The sequence below is a fragment of the Terrisporobacter glycolicus ATCC 14880 = DSM 1288 genome, from assembly GCF_036812735.1.
GTDB classification, from domain to species: domain Bacteria; phylum Bacillota; class Clostridia; order Peptostreptococcales; family Peptostreptococcaceae; genus Terrisporobacter; species Terrisporobacter glycolicus.
Map to the genome: position 1 here is coordinate 1,606,007 of NZ_CP117523.1, position 12,581 is coordinate 1,618,587.

15 protein-coding genes are annotated in these 12,581 nt (G+C 26.2%); all 15 read left to right on the forward strand.

Features of this window, described 5'->3' with window-relative positions:
• The first annotated feature begins 6 nt into the window (after positions 1-6).
• The 15 genes from TEGL_RS07965 (at position 7) to TEGL_RS08035 (ending at position 12,555) form a co-directional block, all read left to right on the forward strand.
• Positions 7-306: a hypothetical protein gene (locus tag TEGL_RS07965; protein WP_018591353.1), complete on the forward strand. Its 300-nt coding sequence runs from the start codon at positions 7-9 to the stop codon at positions 304-306.
• 85 nt (positions 307-391) lie between these two features.
• Positions 392-1,489 carry a histidine kinase gene (locus tag TEGL_RS07970; RefSeq protein ID WP_018591352.1) on the forward strand — a complete coding sequence of 366 codons (1,098 nt, stop codon included), beginning with the start codon at positions 392-394 and terminating at the stop codon, positions 1,487-1,489.
• 4 nt (positions 1,490-1,493) lie between these two features.
• On the forward strand, positions 1,494-2,132 hold the full coding sequence (locus tag TEGL_RS07975; protein ID WP_018591351.1) for a response regulator: 639 nt from the start codon (positions 1,494-1,496) through the stop codon (positions 2,130-2,132).
• A gap of 173 nt (positions 2,133-2,305) precedes the next feature.
• On the forward strand, positions 2,306-3,238 hold the full coding sequence (locus tag TEGL_RS07980; protein WP_018591350.1) for an ABC transporter ATP-binding protein: 933 nt from the start codon (positions 2,306-2,308) through the stop codon (positions 3,236-3,238).
• Between the two features lie 13 nt (positions 3,239-3,251).
• Positions 3,252-4,367 (forward strand): ABC transporter permease, encoded by a 1,116-nt coding sequence (locus tag TEGL_RS07985; RefSeq protein ID WP_018591349.1) that lies wholly within the window; start codon positions 3,252-3,254, stop codon positions 4,365-4,367.
• Between the two features lies 1 nt (position 4,368).
• Positions 4,369-5,499 carry an ABC transporter permease gene (locus TEGL_RS07990; RefSeq protein ID WP_018591348.1) on the forward strand — a complete coding sequence of 377 codons (1,131 nt, stop codon included), beginning with the start codon at positions 4,369-4,371 and terminating at the stop codon, positions 5,497-5,499.
• Between the two features lie 159 nt (positions 5,500-5,658).
• Positions 5,659-5,910 (forward strand): hypothetical protein, encoded by a 252-nt coding sequence (locus TEGL_RS07995; protein ID WP_018591347.1) that lies wholly within the window; start codon positions 5,659-5,661, stop codon positions 5,908-5,910.
• Between the two features lie 20 nt (positions 5,911-5,930).
• Entirely contained in the window at positions 5,931-6,266 is a 336-nt protein-coding gene (locus tag TEGL_RS08000) for a nucleoside triphosphate pyrophosphohydrolase family protein (protein ID WP_018591346.1), read from the forward strand.
• 125 nt (positions 6,267-6,391) lie between these two features.
• On the forward strand, positions 6,392-7,141 hold the full coding sequence (gene dapB, locus TEGL_RS08005) for a 4-hydroxy-tetrahydrodipicolinate reductase (protein ID WP_018591345.1): 750 nt from the start codon (positions 6,392-6,394) through the stop codon (positions 7,139-7,141).
• A gap of 95 nt (positions 7,142-7,236) precedes the next feature.
• Positions 7,237-7,950 carry a hypothetical protein gene (locus tag TEGL_RS08010; RefSeq protein WP_018591344.1) on the forward strand — a complete coding sequence of 238 codons (714 nt, stop codon included), beginning with the start codon at positions 7,237-7,239 and terminating at the stop codon, positions 7,948-7,950.
• A 109-nt stretch (positions 7,951-8,059) separates the two neighbouring features.
• Positions 8,060-8,953: an ABC transporter ATP-binding protein gene (locus TEGL_RS08015; RefSeq protein WP_018591343.1), complete on the forward strand. Its 894-nt coding sequence runs from the start codon at positions 8,060-8,062 to the stop codon at positions 8,951-8,953.
• Positions 8,953-9,768 (forward strand): ABC transporter permease subunit, encoded by an 816-nt coding sequence (locus tag TEGL_RS08020; RefSeq protein WP_018591342.1) that lies wholly within the window; start codon positions 8,953-8,955, stop codon positions 9,766-9,768. The genes TEGL_RS08015 and TEGL_RS08020 overlap by 1 nt, the downstream gene beginning before the upstream one ends.
• A gap of 207 nt (positions 9,769-9,975) precedes the next feature.
• Positions 9,976-10,806, forward strand: a complete 831-nt coding sequence (locus TEGL_RS08025) for an undecaprenyl-diphosphate phosphatase (protein ID WP_018591341.1) — start codon at positions 9,976-9,978, stop codon at positions 10,804-10,806.
• 67 nt (positions 10,807-10,873) lie between these two features.
• A complete protein-coding gene (locus TEGL_RS08030) occupies positions 10,874-11,566 on the forward strand; it encodes a response regulator transcription factor (RefSeq protein ID WP_018591340.1) in 693 nt (230 codons plus the stop codon).
• A gap of 8 nt (positions 11,567-11,574) precedes the next feature.
• On the forward strand, positions 11,575-12,555 hold the full coding sequence (locus tag TEGL_RS08035) for a sensor histidine kinase (protein WP_018591339.1): 981 nt from the start codon (positions 11,575-11,577) through the stop codon (positions 12,553-12,555).
• Positions 12,556-12,581 lie beyond the last annotated feature (26 nt).

A 12,581-nucleotide genomic window follows, 5' to 3' on the forward strand; every position in this document is an offset into this window, starting at 1 on the left:
TAACATATGACAAGGGGAAGTAAATTTAATGTGGGAATAAATAATATAACTATAGACCGTTTCACTCTATTGAGATACAAATTAATTTTAGATGAGTATATTAAATCTAATAACCTTTGGGAAGAAAATGCTCGTGAATGTTGGCTATATGATTTAATAGATTTTAAACTAAAAGGTGACGTAGGACTAACATATAGAAGTATAAGAGTTTTAGAAGACAACTGGGGATTTGATAGTGATAAAGATGACATTGATGATTATATTAACAGACACATGGCTAAATTTATGGCAAAATCAACTAAATAAGTAAAAAATATTTTGTGAGTTATAAACTTTTACGACCACCTTCATGGTTTTGGGGGTGGTCATTATTTTTCATGGGAGAGAAAAGATGATATATAAAATAATATTGAATTTGATAATTAGTGTAAATATATTTATATATGGTTTAGAAAATCATGTGTTGCTTAATAAAATTAGTTACCCAATAGTAGCTATTTTAATTTGCATTAGTTTATCATTGTATATGTTATATATAATTAAAATAAATGACAATTTGCTACTCATAAATATTATATTTATGTTAATAGTTACTTACTTTTATAATCCATGTTTTATGATTTTGGTAATCTTGAGTGTTGAGTATATTTTAGAGAAAAAATATGATGTATTTTATTTATATTCTCTTATAATTGTATATTTTTTAGGGGCTATTAAGATTAATCTCAGCTATACTAACATATTCTTAGGTTTTGTTGCATGTATTTTTATTTATAATATTATAAAATATGAAGAAAAAATATATAAGTTGGAAAAGTACAATTATGATTTAAAGGATAAAAATTTTCATTTGGAAGAGACACGAAAAGAAGAAAATAAAATTAACTATAATAGTATACAGTCGGTAAAAATTGAAGAAAGAAATAATATTTCTCAAAAGCTTCATGACAAAATTGGTCATACGTTAGCTGGAAGTATTATGCAGTTAGAGGCTCTTAAAATTATTATAAAAAGTGATGAAGAAAAAGGATTTATTATTTTAGATAAAATAATAGAAAATTTAAGAGAAGGTATGGATGATATTAGATATACTTTAAAAAAGATAAAGCCTAATGTGGAGGAGCTAAATATTAATAATTTAAAAGTTATGATGGATAATTTCTCTAAAAAATCAAACATTAAAACAGAGTTGACGCTAGAGGGGGATTTAAATGAAATCAACTTAATATATTGGAAGAATATTTTAGAATGTATGTCAGAAATTTTTACGAATAGTATTAAATACTGCAACGGAGACTCAATTAATGTACATATAAGTGTTTTCAATAAAATTATTAGAGTTCATATAAAAGATAATGGTAATTACCAAGGGGAAATAAAAAAAGGCATGGGACTTCTTGGTATTGAAGAAAGAATTGTAAATTTAGGTGGAGATGTACATTTTAATAATGAAGAAGGTTTTTCAAGTTTAATTATACTTAAGAGGTGAAAATATGATACGTTTGGTTATTGTTGATGATGATATATTAATAAGAGAAAGTTTAAAAATAATTATTGGAATAGATGAGGAAATAGAAGTTGTGGCAACATTAGAAAATGGGAAGGAATGTATTGAATTTTTAAATGAAAATAAAGTTGATATAATTTTACTTGATATGAGAATGCCAATAATGGGTGGAGAAGAAGTATTAGCAGAAATAAGAAGGCGAAAAATAGATGTGAAGGTTCTTATACTTACAACTTTTGATGAAGAAAATTTAATCTCATCAGCCATAAAACATAGTAGCAATGGATATTTATTAAAAAGCAGCAAACCAGACAAAATAATAAGTGGAATAAAGTCAATGTATATGGGTAACGGAGTTTTTGAAGCTGACATAGTATCCAAACTTGTGATTAATAATAACAACAGTGATGATAATACTAAAGGCAATATATTAGAAAAATATGATTTAAGTGAAAGAGAAAAAGAAGTAGTAAAGTTTATTGCAAAAGGTTTCTCCAATAAGGAAATAGCCGGGGAAATATTCTTATCAGAAGGAACTGTAAAAAATCATATAACTTCTATTTTATCTAAAATGGATTTAAAACATAGAACTCAAATTGCTATTACATATTTAAATGGAAAATAGTAAAGCTGACAAAATTAAATGTCAGCTTTTTTTATTAAAAATACAGATTTTAGAATGATTAAGTTTATTATTCGTGACTTTAGTCATGTTGAAGTTATGACCATGTGTACTTAAAACTATTCATTAATTTTCATATAATTAAAGCATAAAGAAAAAATATGAGGGGTGATGAAATGAAGTATGTGGAGATAAAAGGATTATATAAAAATTTTGGGGAAATAAATGCATTAGAAAACTTAAACCTTTCTATAGAAAAAGGTGAAATATTTGGTTTGCTTGGACCAAATGGAGCTGGAAAAAGTACAACTATTAATATACTTACAACTCTACTTGAAAAAGACAAGGGAATCATAAAAATATGTGATGAAGAAGTAAGAAAAAATGATGCAAATATGAGAGGTAAGCTAGGAATAGTACCTCAGGACTTAGCTATATTTGAAGATATGACGGCATTGGAAAATGTAATGTTTTTTGGTAGTTTGTATGGATTAAAAGGAAAAGATTTAAAAGAGAAATCATTAAGTGCATTACAGTTTGTAGGATTGGAAGAAAGTAAGAAATTAAGTAAAACTTTTTCTGGAGGTATGAAAAGAAGACTAAATATAGCTTGTGGTATAGTTCATAATCCAGAACTTTTAATTCTGGATGAGCCTACTGTTGGCATAGATCCACAGTCTAGAAATCATATAATGAAGTCCATTAAAACTTTGAACAAAAATGGATGTACTGTAATTTATACAACACACTATATGGAGGAAGTTGAAGCACTTTGTAATAATATTGCAATTATTGATAAGGGAAGAGTAATAGCAGAGGGAAGTAAAGAAAGTTTAAAAAATTTAATCACTAACAAAAACAAATTTGAAGTTATAGTAAATGATATTACTTCTGTAAACGAAAAAGATTTTAATAATATAAAAGGTATAGATAGCGTTGAATTTAAAGACAACAAAGTAATTGTAAGTATTGATAGAGAAATTAATGGATTAAATGAGCTTTTGTTATATTTAAGTAGTAAAGATATTAAAATTTTAGATATAAAAAGTCAAATACTAACTTTAGAAGATGTATTTTTAAACTTAACAGGAAGAAAACTTAGGGATTAAGGGGGACGTATTTATGAATATAATATTATCCTCCATAAAAAGAGGACTTAGAGATAAAAACACAGTCTTATCAAATATATTTTTGGCTCTTCTCCTTCCTTATATATTTTCAATAATATTCTCTTTTGAAGGTGGAAAAGAAGATATTAACTTAGCTATTGTTGGTAATACTAAAAGTTCAATTATAAACTCTTATTGCGAAGCTTTAGAAAAATTTGATGATAATAATAGTAAAATAAACATAGATTATAAAATTTACAGTGAAAATGAATTTGATAAAAATAATTTACCAAAAAGCAATAGCTTAATAGTAAATATTGATGAGAAAGATAAAAAAGTTAACGTTGGTGAAAGTAGCGATATTAGTATGGGACAAGAATCAGTAAAAAAACTTACTGAAGAGTTTTTCAATTCTATATCTGTATATGAGTCATTAAACAAAGAGAATTATACACCAACAAATGTAACAAACATGATAAAAAATGAAAAGTATAATGTAAGTGAAAAATCAAAATCCATATTAGATGATATGGAATATGGTGAGTATTTTGCCTTAGTAATGTTAGAAATGGCGATTTTAGTAGGAAGTATTCATGCTTTTAAAAATACATTTTATATTAAAGAGAAGTTAGGAAATAGGGTGAAAATATCTCCTGCAAAAGTTTCATCACTTCTATCTTTAGAATTAGTAGGATCATTTTTCCTTATATTTTCCCAAGGGTTAGTAATGCTAGGAGCTGCAGTTATATTTTACGGAGTAAATGTAAACATAAACAATATTTTACCAATATTATCCATAATCGGTTTACTTAGTTTATTTGCTGTTTGTCTAGGCATTTTTACCACAGCTTTAGGTAATAAAAAAAACAGTGGAGACAATATTTGCTCTTTTATAGTTACAGTACTTGCCTTAGCATCAGGACAGCTTATGCCACAAATGAGTGATAGTTTTGATAAGATATCTTTAATAAAATTAAATCCTTTTTTATGGATAAGTAAAGAATTAAATAATCTTGTAGCCTACAATAGTAGTGAAAACTTACTTATGACAGTAGTCATAACTTTAACTGCATCATTAATTTTAATGGTTATATCTACAATATTATTAAAAAGAAAAGTGGTGAGATAAAATGAAGAATATTTTAGTAATACTTAAACATAATTTAAAGTCAATAATGAAGGGATGGTTTTTATTAATACTTGTTTTTCCCATAGCTATAAATTTATTTGTAAATGTAATGATAAATAGAGTTAATACAAATGAGAATATAATGAACGATTCATTTAATATAGTAGTTTATTCTAAAGACAAAAGTGAAATTGTAAATAAAATTATGCCTAAAGAAAAGTTTTCTAAGGTATTTTATGTTAACAGTAAAGAAGATGTAAAAAAGACCTTCGAAAAAGAAAATGTGTCAGTTGGAGTTGTAATAAACAGCGAGAATATATACAAAGATGTAAAAAATAATGAAAAAGATATTGTAGAAGTTATAAGAAGTGAAAATGACAGCGCCAAAGAATATGTGCTTAGTGTTTTAAACACAAGTCTTAGTCAAATATGGGCTTTTGGAAATAATCTAGAAGAATACAACAATCTTTATAAAAAATATGAAAATGAAAAATATAAATTTGTATATGAAAAGACAAATATACAAGAAGTAGTTCTTTATATGAACATGTTTGGTTTATTTACAATGGCATTTTTATTTATAGCAGGGAGGGGAATAAATCCTTTATTGAAAGAAAAAGAATTAAAAATTGATAAAAGAATTTTAGTTTCAAAGGTGAGTAAAGTTGAATATGCCCTAGGCCATATATTAGGATGTTTTATTTTACTTTTACTTCAAAGTATTACATTAGTTGCATCATTTTATTTTTTTAATCCTGATTTTAATGTTAACTTTTTCTATATGATTTTATTGTCATTTGTACTTTCTGTTGTAGGAATAGCCCTAGCGTTAACTGTACTTAGTATATCAAATAGTTCAAGTATGTATTACACCTTATTATCTATGATAGTCATACCTATATGCTTATTAAGTGGAGGATTTGTTCCAACTAATTTTATGCCACAAATGGTACAGAATTTTTCATTAGTACTACCTTTAACTTGGGTAAATTCAGCATTTAACCAGATTTTAAATAATGGAAGTAATTCAAAAATATTTATAGATTTACTTGTGGCCATGTCAATTTCAGTAGTACTTATTATGATTTATCTTGTAGCTGAAAAAAATAAAAAAAATAAAATGTCTTATTAGTATATTAAAAACATTTAGCCATCACTTTCAAATTAAGGAGGTGGTGGTTTTATTTCTTTTAATAGTAAAATGTTTAGAACCCTATATTACTAGTGTATAATATAATTATTAGTAAAAATATATTACATAAGATAATAAATTAGAAAAAGGAGTATGAATATGTTAGAGTATAAATTTGATACACAATTATTAATTGAAGGAACTGATCTTAGTGAAAATGAAATAAATGACTACATAACAGAAAATATTGAAGGAGATTGTTTACTGGCTGTTGGTGATGAAAGTTTAATTAAAATTCACTTCCACACTAACACTCCATGGAAGGTTCTTGAATACTGCGTTTCAAAGGGAGATATTCATGATGTTGTAATTGAAAATATGGATAGACAAGCCAGCGGACTTCAAGGATAGTATTATTTTGGGAGGAATATATGAAAATTAATGAATATCAAGAATTGGCAAAGAGAACAATGAATAAAGATTTAAGTGAAAAAGATATGTTAATAAATGGAGTTATGGGACTTTGTGGTGAATCAGGAGAGGCGATAGACATTGTAAAAAAACATATAGCTCATAATCATGAATTGGATAAAGAGCATTTGGCAAAGGAACTTGGTGATGTTGCTTGGTATTTAGCTGAAACAGCTACTGCTTTAGGATATTCATTAGAAGATATATTTAAAATGAATATTGATAAATTGAAAAAAAGATATCCTGATGGATTTGATAGTGAAAAATCTATTCATAGAAGAGAAGACGATATTTAAAAATAATTAAAATATCCTATTTTCATTTGGAGAATAGGGTATTTTTATGTGAATTAATTGACATAAATGCATAAAATAAATTACCATTATAGTGGAAATACATATTATTGTACAGGGGAGATTTTATGATGATAAAAATAATAGTAAGTGGTCTTGGAAATACAGGAAGAGAAATAGTAAAATGTATAAATGAAACTGAGGGAGTAGAAGTATTTTGTGCAGTTTCAGATCATGATTTAAAAGGGGTAGATTTTAAAATATATCCAAAGTTTAGTGATATACAAGGAAAAGCAGATGTAATAATAGATTTTTCGAAAGCATCTAGACTAGAAGAAATTTTAGACTATGGTGTAAGTACTAAAACACCAGTAATTATAGGTACTACAGCTCACAGTGATGAACAAAATGAGAAAGTTAAAGAAGTATCAAAATTAATACCAGTATTTAAATCTTCAAATACATCAATTGGTATAACTGTAATGCTTCAATTAGTAAAAACAGCCACTAGATTATTAGATGGATTTGATATAGAAATAATAGAAAAACACCACAATAGAAAAGAAGATTGTCCATGTGGAACGGCTTTTATGACAGCAGATGCTATAAAAGAAGTAAGAAATGAACTTACAAATATTTATGGAAGACATGGAAAAAATGCTAAAAGACAAGAAAATGAACTAGGCATACATACTATAAGAGGTGGAACAATTATAGGAGACAACGATGTGATTTTTGCAGGAGATGATGAAGTACTAGAAATAAAACATAAAGCTGGTTCAAATATGATATTTGCCAAAGGCGCTGTTATGGCAGCTAAGTTTATTGTAAATGCAGAAAATGGATTATACGATATGAATGATGTTTTACTAGGATAATAAATATAAGTGATAGAATATTATAAATATAATAAGTCAAAGATTTCTTCCTATGATATAATAATCAAGGTATTGGTAAAATTAGGAGGAAAATAATGAAGAATAAAAAATATTATATTGTAGTATCACTAGTATTAGTAGGTTTATCTGCTATTATGTTTCTAATACATTACTTAGTATTTGGCCAAGCTGTAAACACAGCATATTATTCATTAATGAATTTATGTTTTATTCCTGTAAACAGTTTAGTTGTCACATTAATATTGGAAAGATTAATAGATTATAAAGCTAAGCAAGAAAGAATGGAAAAGCTTAGTATGTTAATTGGACTATTTTTTACTGAAGTAGGATACAAATTGATGCGTCTAATTATAAAAGCAGATAAAGGAGGTAAAAACTCTATAACTTCTTTTAATAATTTGGATGAAGTAAAAAATCAAGTGGAAAAACATAATTATACTATTGATATGAAGGATATAGATCTGGATGAAATAAAGGATGTTTTACTTGAAAATAGCAACCTATTAGTGAATTTAATCAGTAATGAAAATATAACAGAACATGAAATATTTACAGATTTACTTATGTCCGTAATACATTTAAGAGACGAGATTATTTTTTACAAAAATGATAAAAACAATCAGTTAGATATTAGTCATTTAGAAAAAGATATTTTAAGAGTTTATAAAAATATTGCTATGCAATGGGTTGATTACTTAAAGTATTTAAATAAATCTTATCCATTTTTATACAACAATGCAATTAGATTAAATCCATTTAGATTTAGTCAAGCTAAAAAGATTTACTAGGTTATAAGACTTAGTAAATCTTTTTATATATTAGAATATAATGTTTGAAAGCCTAGGCAACTAACTCTATACTAATATTATAAAATAAAATGAAAATGGGGGATTTGTAGTGAAGATAATTGAAACTAAGAACCTAACAAAATCGTATAAGAAAAATAGAGGAATTGAAAATATTAATATAAGTGTAAATGAAGGAGAAATTTACGGATTTATTGGACCAAATGGTGCAGGAAAATCTACTACAATAAAGACATTACTAAACTTCATATATCCAACTGGTGGAAGTGCAACCATATTTGGAATGGATATTGTAAAAGATAATTGTAAAATAAAAGAAAGCATAGGATATGTGCCTAGTGAAGTTAAATATTACGACACAGTTAAAGTAAAGGATATAATGAAATATGCTCAAAGTTTTTATCCAAATGTTAGTGATGAAGAATTATCACAAATATGTACAGATTTAGAATTAGACATGGAAAAGAAAATGGAAGAACTTAGTTTAGGAAATAAGAAAAAAGTAGCAATTGCACAAGCTTTAGTTCAAAATCCAAAACTTTTAATTTTAGATGAACCTACTAATGGTCTAGATCCTCTAATGCAAAAAAAGTTATTTAATATATTAGTGAAAGAGAAGGAAAAAGGAAATACTGTTTTCTTATCATCTCACAATTTGAACGAAGTACAAAGTTTATGTGATAGGGTAGCTGTAATAAAAGAGGGAAAAATAATAGATGTAATTGAACTTGAAAAGGCTACAAAGACTCTAGGTCTAAAAGTTACATTAAGCAGTAAGGGTATTAATGAAGAAATAATACTAAATTTAGGTGGAAAGATTTTAAATAAGTCAAATAACAACTCATTTGTCTTCCTTTATTACAAAGATGCAAATTATTTAGTTAAAGAATTAAGCAAATATACTATTGATGAATTATTAATAGAAAAAGAAGACCTAGAAGATACTTTCTTAAATTATTATGAAAATAAGGAGGAAGATAAATAATGAATATATTTAAATTTGAGTTTAAAAGACTATTAAAATCATGTCTTATTTGGTCAGTAGTTTGTGGTATGATGATAGCTTTATTTATGTCACTGTTTCCAAGTATGGCGGATATGGGAATGCAAGAATTGGTAAATGATAAGATGAGTGGCTTATCTGTAGATATGTTAAAGGCATTTAATATAGATGCAGGAACAGATTTTTCAGATATATTTAATTATATGGCATATGTTATTCAATATATAGCCATGGCAAGTGCTGTATATGGAGCAATTTTAGGAGTTAACTCTCTTATAAAAGAAGAAAGTCAGGGAACAATAGAATTTTTATATTCAAAACCAATAAAAAGAGGCAAAATCGTAAGTTATAAGTTATTATCAATAATTTCAATTTATTTTCTTTATATAGTAATTATAGGTGCAACTAATATATTTGTTTGTATGGCAGTAAAACCAGATAATGTGGAACTTATGGATCTTTTGATAAATATTAAAATAGTATATATGGGAATGTTTATTTTAGGCCTTGTATTTATGTTTATAGGAATGTTCATATCTGCTTTGGTTAAGTCAGATAAAGGAGGAATTCCTATATCAATTGGAATATTCTTTGTTTCTTATTTATTTGGCATAATAGGTAAATTAAAAGAAGATTTTGAGTTTCTTAAGTATTTTTCGCCTTTTGATTATTATGTACCAGGAGACCTTTTAAAAAATGGATTTGAAATGAAATATGTTATAATAGGTATTTGTATAATGATTGTATCCATTGTAAGTACTTACTTAATTTATAAGAGAAAAGATATGAATATTTAGATGTTGAAAGTTTTAGCTATATATTATAAGCACAAAATTAAATAAAAACAATTAAGGTACTAGGGTGAATTTGCTTATGCAATTTATACCTAGTACTTTTTTATTACATAGATGTAATCTTTGTGTAAGGTTTGCAGATAGATTAAATGTAAAATAAATAATAAAGTTTTAGTATAATCAAATTTATTTTAAAGTGAGGTTGCATTTATGGAATTGATAGAAATTTTAAAATCTATAATTTTAGGTATAATTGAAGGAATTACAGAGTGGCTTCCCATAAGTAGTACAGGTCACATGATCTTAGTAGATCAATTTTTACAACTAAATATGTCAGAAGCTTTTAAAGAAATGTATTTTGTAGTAATACAGCTAGGGGCCATTATGGCAGTAGTAGCTTTGTATTGGGAAAGAATATTCCCCTTTGATTTTAAAGATAAAGAAATAGTAAAAAAAGATATTTTTATTATGTGGGTGAAAATTTTTATAGCTTGTGTGCCAGCAGCAATAGTAGGGATATTGTGTGATGATAAAATAAATGAGCTATTTTATAATTTTAAAAGTGTGGCCATAGTTTTAATAGTATTTGGTGTTTTATTTATAGTAATAGAAAATTATAACAAAGGGAAAAATCCAAAGGTGGATAATATAAATAATTTAAGTTTCAAAATTGCTATAATTATAGGCGTTTTTCAACTAATAGCCGCAGTATTTCCAGGAACATCACGTTCAGGAGCAACTATAGTAGGAGCGTTATTATTGGGAGTTTCCAGAGGGGTTGCTGCGGAGTTTACTTTCTTTTTAGCCATACCAGTGATGTTAGGTGCAAGCTTATTAAAGTTAATTAAATTTGGTGTTGTATTTACAAGTTTAGAAGGAATTGTTTTAATAGTTGGAATAATAATATCATTTATAGTATCTTTATTTGTTATAAAGTTTCTTATGGATTATATTAAAAAGCATGACTTTAAAGTTTTTGGGTGGTATAGAATAGTCTTAGGATGTATATTATTATTGGATGTATTATTGATAAAATCATAGAGTAAATGTTATATTTATGATAAATATAAATAACTATTTGTAAGATAAATACTGGAGGAGGTGTAATATGAATAATATAATTTATATTGTGGAAGACGACATATCAATTAGCACCTTATTAAAAGATTACATGAATAAATATGGTTTCGAGGCAGTAATAGTTGAAAACTTTAATAATATTATGGAAGAGTTTGATGAGCTTAGTCCAAGTGTAGTGTTATTAGATGTTAACTTGCCAAAGTTTGATGGTTTTTATTGGTGTACAAAAATAAGACAAAAATCAAATGTACCAATAATTTTTATATCGGCAAGGGACAGTGGAATGGATCAAATTAGGGCTTTGGAAAGTGGAGCAGATGATTATATAACTAAGCCATTTTATTACGATGTGGTTATTGCAAAAATAAAAAGTTATATAAGAAGAGCATATGGTGAGTACTCTCCAAAGCTGGATGAACGAATTGTAGAACTTGATGGATTGAAATTTTACCCAGAAAGATTAGAACTAAAGTATAAGAGTAAAGATTTAGTTCTAACTAAAAAGGAAGGAATACTTTTGGAATGCCTTATAAAAAAATATCCAAAAGTAGTGAGTAGAGATTATTTATTGGAAAAAATATGGGATGATATTGAATTTGTAGAAGAAAATACACTAAATGTGAATGTAAGTAGAATAAGAAAAAGACTTTATGATTTGGGAATAGAAGATGGAGTTCAAACAGTTAGAGGTGTTGGATACAAACTAAATAAAACTTGGTAGGTAAGAATATGAAATTATTTATAAGAGAATATAAGGGATATGTTTTTGTTTATTATTTAGGACTTGTAATTACACTTTTTTATTGTAATATGATGAAATATATAAATTTTAGTGAAACTATATATATATTATTGTTTAATACTTTTATAATAAGTTGTTTTATAATATACAGATACTTAAACTCTAAAAAAATATATAACTTTTTTGGAAAAAAAATAAATACTTTAGACGGGTCCTTTGTGGACCTTGGAAGATCTGACTTAGGTAAAAATGTATCATTAATTTTAGAAAATCAATATGAGTTATACATAAATTCTTTGCAAGAGCAAAGGAAAAGGCATGAGGAGCATTTAACTTTTATAAATCACTGGATACATCAAATGAAAACTCCTTTATCAGTAATAAATCTTCAACTTCAAGATTATGAAGGAGAAGAAATTCAGTCAGAAATTATGCAGGAAGTAGATAAATTAGACAAAGGATTAAATATGGCAATGTATTTTGCACGACTAGATGAATTTGAAAAAGATTTTGTAATTGAAAGAGTTAATTTATATGATGAAATCATGGAAATTGTAAATGAAGAAAAAAGATTATTTATAAAAAATAAAATAATGCCTAAGGTGAATCTGAACAAGGACATAGAAGTACACACTGACAAGAAGTGGATAAAATTTGTAATAAAACAAATTATTATAAATGGAGTAAAATACTCAAAAGGTTATGGAAAATATATAACTATAGATTATGAAGAAAATGAAAAATATATTTCATTAGATATAATTGATGAAGGAGTAGGAATTTGCAAGAATGATATAAAAAGAGTTTTTGATTTATTTTTTACAGGTGAAAATGGACGTAAATATGGAGAGTCCACAGGTATGGGACTTTACATAGCAAAAACAGTTTGTGATAATTTAGGACATAATATAGAAATAAAATCCCAAGAGAAAAAAGGAACGAAAGTATCCATATTATTTAATAAATGAAAAGTCAGTGGTAAATGAACTACTGA

What these genes read in the sequence shown, in the direction of transcription:
- TEGL_RS08000 (WP_018591346.1), top strand. Translation starts at nt 5,931, where the DNA reads ATGAAAATTAATGAATATCAAGAATTGGCAAAGAGAACAATGAATAAA.
- TEGL_RS07985 (WP_018591349.1), top strand. Translation starts at nt 3,252, where the DNA reads ATGAATATAATATTATCCTCCATAAAAAGAGGACTTAGAGATAAAAAC.
- TEGL_RS08010 (WP_018591344.1), top strand. Translation starts at nt 7,237, where the DNA reads ATGAAGAATAAAAAATATTATATTGTAGTATCACTAGTATTAGTAGGT.
- dapB (WP_018591345.1), top strand. Translation starts at nt 6,392, where the DNA reads ATGATGATAAAAATAATAGTAAGTGGTCTTGGAAATACAGGAAGAGAA.
- TEGL_RS08035 (WP_018591339.1), top strand. Translation starts at nt 11,575, where the DNA reads ATGAAATTATTTATAAGAGAATATAAGGGATATGTTTTTGTTTATTAT.
- TEGL_RS08030 (WP_018591340.1), top strand. Translation starts at nt 10,874, where the DNA reads ATGAATAATATAATTTATATTGTGGAAGACGACATATCAATTAGCACC.
- TEGL_RS07975 (WP_018591351.1), top strand. Translation starts at nt 1,494, where the DNA reads ATGATACGTTTGGTTATTGTTGATGATGATATATTAATAAGAGAAAGT.
- TEGL_RS08025 (WP_018591341.1), top strand. Translation starts at nt 9,976, where the DNA reads ATGGAATTGATAGAAATTTTAAAATCTATAATTTTAGGTATAATTGAA.
- TEGL_RS08020 (WP_018591342.1), top strand. Translation starts at nt 8,953, where the DNA reads ATGAATATATTTAAATTTGAGTTTAAAAGACTATTAAAATCATGTCTT.
- TEGL_RS07995 (WP_018591347.1), top strand. Translation starts at nt 5,659, where the DNA reads ATGTTAGAGTATAAATTTGATACACAATTATTAATTGAAGGAACTGAT.
- TEGL_RS07990 (WP_018591348.1), top strand. Translation starts at nt 4,369, where the DNA reads ATGAAGAATATTTTAGTAATACTTAAACATAATTTAAAGTCAATAATG.
- TEGL_RS07970 (WP_018591352.1), top strand. Translation starts at nt 392, where the DNA reads ATGATATATAAAATAATATTGAATTTGATAATTAGTGTAAATATATTT.
- TEGL_RS07965 (WP_018591353.1), top strand. Translation starts at nt 7, where the DNA reads ATGACAAGGGGAAGTAAATTTAATGTGGGAATAAATAATATAACTATA.
- TEGL_RS07980 (WP_018591350.1), top strand. Translation starts at nt 2,306, where the DNA reads ATGAAGTATGTGGAGATAAAAGGATTATATAAAAATTTTGGGGAAATA.